The sequence below is a fragment of the Microcystis sp. M53602_WE12 genome (assembly GCF_030065455.1).
Taxonomy (GTDB): Bacteria; Cyanobacteriota; Cyanobacteriia; order Cyanobacteriales; family Microcystaceae; genus Microcystis; species Microcystis aeruginosa.
Genome location: NZ_JASJFB010000284.1, coordinates 1 through 7,901, shown reverse-complemented (window position 1 = coordinate 7,901; position 7,901 = coordinate 1). Strand labels below are relative to the sequence as shown.

General features: G+C 45.1%; 3 protein-coding genes. 1 reads left to right on the top strand and 2 read right to left on the bottom strand.

Going from position 1 to position 7,901, the window contains the following annotated elements; all coding sequences use genetic code 11:
• Positions 1 to 292 precede the first annotated feature (292 nt).
• The gene (locus tag PX482_RS10325) at positions 293 to 3,754 is read left to right on the top strand and encodes a Calx-beta domain-containing protein (RefSeq protein WP_002757868.1); all 3,462 of its coding nucleotides are present in this window, start codon (positions 293 to 295) and stop codon (positions 3,752 to 3,754) included.
• Positions 3,755 to 3,966: 212 nt separating this feature from the next.
• Here the strand turns inward: PX482_RS10325 and PX482_RS10320 are convergent, their stop codons facing one another.
• Both PX482_RS10320 and PX482_RS10315 read right to left on the bottom strand, forming a co-directional pair.
• On the bottom strand, positions 3,967 to 5,616 hold the full coding sequence (locus tag PX482_RS10320) for a DUF6930 domain-containing protein (protein ID WP_002757866.1): 1,650 nt from the start codon (positions 5,614 to 5,616) through the stop codon (positions 3,967 to 3,969).
• A gap of 75 nt (positions 5,617 to 5,691) precedes the next feature.
• Positions 5,692 to 7,767 (bottom strand): caspase family protein, encoded by a 2,076-nt coding sequence (locus PX482_RS10315; RefSeq protein ID WP_288023788.1) that lies wholly within the window; start codon positions 7,765 to 7,767, stop codon positions 5,692 to 5,694.
• Positions 7,768 to 7,901 lie beyond the last annotated feature (134 nt).

Here is a 7,901-nt window from a genome sequence, read left to right as displayed (position 1 = left end):
TTGAGTTAAAAGTTAAACTTCAAGTTTTCATTCAGGACAAATGTACTGGTTAACTAATTTTTTGGGGAAAATTAGTTAACCCATGATTATAACATATAATTAATTTGCAAGAGTTCTATTTAAATCCGATGTTAAAAATTGTTTCCTCAAAAATTTACTTCCGCAAAGACCATCTACAATACCACATAACGATGACTTTAATGTATCTGGGCTATCGCTAGTGCCAGTCTCATAAGTCTTGATCGATTAAATTAAATGTAAATGCAAACAAATAGTTGATGGAAAGGATGTTATGACTAATCTTCTTCAGGCCACTCTCAACAAGACCTATGACCAACTGAAAAACTTTGCTGGTTTAAATGACTTCTGGAATTTGTTTGAAATAGCATTTGGTACACAATATGACCATACAGTAGCCACAAATCTCCGTTCTCAATGGCTTGTAGGTGATTTTAGTTCATTTCCACAAATTGAAATCCTTGATAGTAGCATTCTTGGTAATGCTAGTGGTGCTTATGGGACTAGCACGAATAAGATTTATCTCGCTGCTAATTTTCTTGATACAGCTACGGAGACAGACATTATTGCGGTTTTGTTAGAAGAATACGGGCATTTTATTGATGCTCATATCAATCAGACGGATAGCGCTGGTGATGAGGGAGACATTTTTTCTAACTTAGTGCGTGGTAATAGTCTCAGTGCTGGGACATTACAGGCTTTGAAAGGTGAGAATGACTGGGCAACAATTACTGTAGGTGGACAGAGTATTCAGATAGAGCAAGCGCTTGCACCAGCCGACTTAGTATCGGCGTCGACTTTCTTAATCAATCAAGATGTTAAGGATAATTTTTGGTATGAAAATGTCCAAACAATGCCTTCGGCGATTGGTGGTCCTGTTGCATTCAGGGCGCGGTTTAAAAACATTTTGTTACCTTCTGGCAGTACTCCTGCCATTATTCCTAATATCCCTTATGCTCCCATACCTACAGGTGCGCTAAATGGTCCAGCCGCACCCAATACAACATTGATTGATCCGCTAGATTCCACAGAGAAGGGACTACTTATCCATACCTCTGTAAATGGGCTAGGTTCAATTTATAGCAATATATGGGAACCCACAGATAACGCTAGTTTATTCCTTGCTAATTCATTCGCAAACAACCTAGGAAATGCGACAAACACCCTAACAAGAGAACTACTTGCTGAGGATACATTCAAGGGATCAACTGTAAATTTAGGTTATTTATCCCGTTCTCCAGGTAGCTATATTAAAGCAACTTTAGTTTGGACAGGAGTTCCTGGCGGCGGTCTTAGCACGGATGCTAACTTAAATTTGACGTTACAGGGGAATAATAGTGGTTTAATTTACACTCCTAGTTTTTTACCGCTCAATACTGCTAGCACTTTAGGTGGTGGTTGGGGTTTTAATGGAACAGATAGTGTTCCTGGCGGTACTATTAACGCGGTTGATTACATCGAACAAATTTTTATTCCAACAGGTGGTTTAAATCCGTTGGACAGTGCTTACAAGGTTACGGTTGGTGGGACGCTAGGTTCTGTATCCCCTATTACAGGTCAAGATTTTTCCATCTTTTTCAGTGTTACGGGTGTTGTCGGTAACGGTCATGGTTGGGGTGATGTACATCTGTCAACTTTTGATGGTAAACCCTATGAATTTCAAACAACTGGGGAGTTTATTCTTGTGAAATCCCTGATAGATGATTTTCAAGTGCAAACTCGCCAAGAAGCTTCACCTCATTGGATTGGTGCTTCAGTCAATACTGCTTTTGCTATAAATCTTGGTGGTTACAATATTAACTATGACATAGATTTAGCACAGGATCAAAGACTATCTATTGATGGGCAAAGTTACAATTTATTGAGTGGTGAAACCCTCGATTTGGGTATCGGTCAGATAAAACGTCAAGGCTCTCAATATACCTTTACTTATGCTGGTCTAGATGGTATTATTAATACCAATGACGATGATCTAGTAACAGCTTTTGTCTATGAGGATACGATTAACACTAGTCGATATTATATTAATATTGATGTTAATCCTGCTGATTATCGTTTTGGTTTGTTGCAAGGACTTTTAGGTAATGGCGACGGTATTACTAGCAATGACTTTGCCTTGCGTGATGGTACTAACTTACAATTGAATCCTGGACAGTGGGAAAATAACCCTATCGTCCATACTACATTTGCTGATAGTTGGCGTGTTAGTCAAACAGAATCTCTCTTTCCTGCAACAACAAAACAAACTGCTGCTGCTTCTAGTTTTGCTTCAGACATTATTCCTCCCAACCCTATTTTTGATCCCGAAGCCTTAGCTGCTGCTTTTGATTTGGTTAATGATGCAGGAGTTGCGGCAGGACAATTTCAAGTTGGTGCAGTAATAGATTATCTTCGTACTGGAGATACAAGCTTTATCAAGTCGGCTAAACAGTTTGGTGACTTCGTACTTCAAGATGACAAGGGAGTAATCCAACTTGGAAGCATCCAAGGCAGTAAATGGAACGATGCTAATGCTAATGGTATCTGGGACGGAGGCGAACAAGCCCTAGCAGGTTGGACAATTTACATTGATAGCTTCACCAATGGACAATTAGATCCTTGGGAAATTTCCACAGTCACTAACGCTGATGGTAAATATACCTTCAGCAACTTAGGACCAGGAGAATATGCCATTCTGGAAGTGAATCAAACAGGCTGGATACAAACCTTCCCCACCACTCCCTATGCTCTAAACTTGAAAGCAGGGGAAAAATTGACTGGCATTAATTTTGGCAACTACTTTCAGTTACCCAAGATTAATCTTAGTCCCAGCAATCAGACTGTTGTTGAAGGTTTAACCACTCCTCAAAACGCCTCCTACACCGTCACTCTTTCCCAAGCAAGCAACCAAACCGTCAGCGTTAACTATGCTACTGCTAACGGTACAGCAACCGCGGGATCGGATTACACCGCCACCATTGGAACTCTAACCTTTGCCCCTGGTGTTACTACTCAAGTCATCAATATTCCCATTCTCAATAATTCCCTTAATGAGGCGAATGAAATCTTTACTTTAGCTTTGTCTTCTCCTACTAATGCTGCTCTTGGTACGCAGACGGCAGCTACCACGACGATAACCGATACTCTCACGGCCGCTGTCACCACGACTTTAGCGGCAAATGTGGAAAACCTGACACTGACGGGAGCAGCCGCCATTAACGGTACTGGTAACGCAGGTAATAACGTGATCACGGGCAACACGGCCAATAACCTTCTCAACGGTTCTGGGGGCAATGATACCCTTAATGGTGGTGCTGGACTCGATACCTTGACGGGGGGAGCAGGAAACGATGTCTTCCTCTTCCAATTTTCCCAATCTACTGTCGCTAACCCTGACCGGATCACTGATTTTGCGATCGGCTCCGACAAAATTGATTTGCTCAGTGCCGCAGGAGGTGTGCTGCCTGCCCCCGCTGCCTTTAGTCGTGCTGCCAATTCTGCGGCTACCACTTTAACCAATGTCGTGAATGCTGTTTTTACCGATGCCAATGGTGCCTTAGCCGGAAACCAAGCACTTGGTATTAATGGCGCGGCCCTGGTCCAAGTAACCACTGCTGGGATAGCCGGAAACTATATTATTGTCAATGATAATGTTGCTGGTTTCCAAAGTGCCAATGACTTACTGGTTAACGTTACAGGCATTACCGGCACATTACCCGCTCTCGGTAATATCACTGTTTCCAACTTCTTTGTTTAGTGGATTCCTGATGGGGTGACAAGAATATTCTCAAGCCGGCGTGTTAGGGATCGGGAATGGAGTCGCCTCCATCCCCGACCCTTCAGAACCGTGCATGAGACTTTCACCTCACAGGGACCCTAGTTTGATTGTCCCATTCTTAGGGATACAACTTCTCTTAGGCGCTTGGGTAATGCCCGAAGCCTGCCCTCTGCCCCCTGCCTTCGTTAAAATTAACCAAAGTGAGGCATAAGAGTCAAAACTCCCAAGTCTAAATCTTTACTATCGATCGATTTTGCCTCGTAGAGGGCTAACATATCGTTTAATTGGGGATTACCGCAGGAGGAACCAGTTACCCCCATGGCAATAATCAAACCACAATAACCCTCGGTATTTTTGATGCGTTTTTGCCAATTGCGGCGCGCGGTACGGTGGTCGGGATCATCTTGCTCGAATTCCCCAAAGAGATAGAGATCCCCATTAGCCATTTTCAGAATACCGAGATCATAACGGGTATCTTCGAGGGGATCTTCGCCGGGGTTAAAACCAATAGCCGCCAAACCGCCAGCTTGTTCGATTTTTTCGATCAGTTCCTTGGCTTTCGGTCGGGAGGTCTGGATCATGACCACGGGGAAACCCTCTCCTTTTGTTGGTACGGATTGGGGTTGATAATGGATTTTTGGACGACTGCGAATTTTATCTAATAATTGCCAGGGAACCATTCCGAGACTGAGATGTGCATTATCGGGGACTAGATTTTCCTTGAGTACGGACTCTTCCTCATCATCCTCATCATCCTCATCGTCGTCGTCCTCCTCCTCCAAGAGTTGCATAAATTCCGCACATAGATCGGGCATCGTGGCTACCGTCACCGCCACGGTTTCCCCTTTTGCTTGTTCGGGATCGAGGGGGATACGAAAACGACGCTGTAATTCTCCGATCGGTTCTTCGGATAAAGCGGATTGATTGCCTTTAAAAAAGCGCAACAGAGCTATTAAAGCTAAATATACCGTGATTGCTTCTTCTTCATCTAAATAGGGGCGAATGCCTTCGTAGGGATGCACGCTGCCGAAAACTGGATGAATCTGGGAAGGGGCAGCCGAGGCCAGATCGTAGTCATCCTCATCATCGTCCTCATCATCATCGGCCAATTCGTAGCTTAAAAACCAGCAATCTTGGGAAAGAAAGGCTTTTTCTAATCTTTCCATCGATTTTTCTTCTAAAGCGGACTGGCGGAATTGTTTGAGGGATGCTAGGGAACGATAGAGAATGACTCCGTATTCCCGACCGAGCATTCCCATGACACAGGCGTAAAGATTCGGGAAATCGGGGCGATCGAGCTTAATTTCCAATATATCGTAGTCAGCTAAACAGGACCAGGGTTCAGCTTTCCAAATTTCGTGAGCAGTTTTCACTAAAGCGGACTGCCAAGCGGGGGGAATTGCCGGGGGACGGTTATTTTGGAATTCGTCGAACCCGCGAAAGAGATCATCGATCAGGGGCAAATTGGGGACATAATCGATGGTGATATCGAGATCTTGTAGTACCCCGCGCAGAAAAAACTGTGTTTCTCGATCGCGGACGATAATTTTTTTCGGTCTGGCTGGCCGGGCGGGATTTTGCGGTGTTTCGATGGCGCGGATTAAGGTTCTCACCATGGCCTCTGGCCCCGTTTCGGGGGAAACTACTTCCATAGCGCGTACACAGCCCTCGCTGCCGTCCACCCAGATCACGCACTCGCCACCGCTTTCTTGATTTGGTTCTAAGGTGGCCCGGGGCATTCTCTCGGATAAGGATAAAGCACGACGATCTCCTTCCCAAACACTGGGAATTTGTGGGATTTTTTTGAGGCGGCTTTGGGTTGTCCGGGGCAGAAGATTCATCGGGAAATTTAGGGGTAGCTGTGTTAGGATTTTAACCTTTTCTTTTCAAGGATTCCATAGAATCATTCTATCGATTTAGTCGATAACTTGATAAATAAACCGGAAACCTGACCAAGTTCCCAGATCAAAGGCGTATTCATCAATGACACTGCCAGAATTATCCATTTTTAGACCTAAATCTAATTTTAGATCGCTCCAGAAAGCTCTGGCTATTTCTAGGGGGTTAGTCAGGGTGAGCAGTTGGGTTGCTTCTCCCTTGAGGCTTTGAGTGGCATTGAGAAGGGTCAAGGTTTTCGGGAAAGGATGGCGACTGAGGATCAGTATATTCTCTCTGATGCCCTTGGGTTGACTAATTTTCCAATGCCCTTGGCCGGAATTGGGGATGGTGGCCTTGGTTTTGGCCGCCACGACAAAGGGGGCTAATGGGCTAGAATTGCTGAAATTATCGGGGTTTTCTGAATGGGAACAGTATAAAAGCGGTTGGCAATCGCTGTTAAGGACAAGGATCAGCGCGTAGAGGGGTTGTTCTTCTTGATTCTCGATTTGATAGCGAATTTCCGTCCCGACGGGCAGAATTAAGTCATTTTTAGCGGTATTAATCCCCCTGCTACCCGCAATTTTTTGGGTTTGTACCGTCGAGATATAGGTTTGATCGAGGCTTTCCAGGGTGACAATGACGGCTAAACCGGAGGATTCTTGATTGATCAACAAGTGCCACAATTTGCAGGCCAGCAGGGTTTCTAGTTGGGATTGCAGTCGTTTGATCCCCGATTTAATGGCTTCGTTGGCCGCCCCTAAACTACCGATAATTAGGGAGCCATTGGCAGATAATAACTGATAATTGCCAGTTTCTTCGCTACCAACTCGACTTAAGAGACAATCTACCGTTTGTTCACCAATGTTAACCACGGCGGCCACATCGGGCAAACTGGCAAAGGTACTGGTGGCATCTACCCGTTCAATCCGGGTTAAATTACTATCCAAACCGACGATTAAACCGATTTGACTCGGAAAAACCCGCAATTTTTCCTGTAGAATCTGTCCTATTTCTAGGGAAGCAGCCGGGGATAATAATTGCGCTTTCGCTTTTACACCCTGACGGGAGAGAATTTGTAGGCTGATTTCCTCCCCAGTCGCCTCAATAAAGCTCAAACAGGAGTTAATTCCGTAATTTTCTAGGATTTCTAAGGGCAGGCCGACCAGATTGACTTCTAGGGTGCGTTCATCAATAAGATTTGTAACAATTGCCGCCCCACCCCTTGACGTTTCTGACGTTGTATGATATGGCGGCGCAGAATTATTTTTTTGATTACTGGTTAGGATTGCCGGCTGCTGTTGTTGACTGCTGTGACTAGCGACGAGATTACGGAGATGGGGAAAAGCGATCGCCATTGTCGGACTGGGGCAAGCTTGCCAGAGATACTGGGTGAGATCATAGGTGAATAAGCCAGCATTGGGGCTATTACCGCTCAATTCCACGGCGATTTGCTCTGGTTTAGCGGCAGCGAGAATAACGCCGTTACTAGGCTTATTTTTGAGGTTAAAACGGGTTTTAATATCGGCAGCGAAAGTTAATTCGGCAGGGTTAAGCTCCGCAAGGCTTTCGGGATAGGAACGAACGCGGAGATTACCGAGATAGGGCTGAGGTTGGGGGAGATGACTACTATCAAAAATCAAGCTAAACTTATCCGTAGCTAGACAGCGAGCCATCAGCAGGATATTTTCCTTAAGTAAAGCATTTTCTGCCCCATCCGCAGCAATAAAAACCTCTTTTCCGGCCCCAAGACTGCCATAACCGCTAAAGTGAAAAATGACCACATCCCCTGCCTTGGCTTGGGCGATCAGGTGTTCTAAAAAAGCCGATTTGATCGCTTCTCGACTGGCTTGTTGTCCCGTTAAAGTTACTATATCAGCATCCTGAAAGCCAAAACGATAACGGAGAAGGTCTTTTTGTAACTCCACATCGGTAAGACAGCCGGGCAGCGGCGGAATATTCGCCCCATACTGGTCAATACCGACTAAAAGAGCCAATTTTCGGGGATTAGGGGCGGCGAGAGCGGCCAAATGACGGTTAACTGTCCCTTGACTAATCGCCAAAGTCAGCAACCCCCAACCTGTCTGCTGGACAAATTCTCGCCTAGTTATGTTCATCGGAAATTTTGGGTCTGAAACCCCGCCGTTCTAGGTTGGCTTTACGTTAGAATTAAAAGGCCAGTCTCGAAAACCAAGTGGACGGCGCAGCACCTTGAAAACTCGGCTTAGGGGGTTCCGACCAGAAAAGCTTG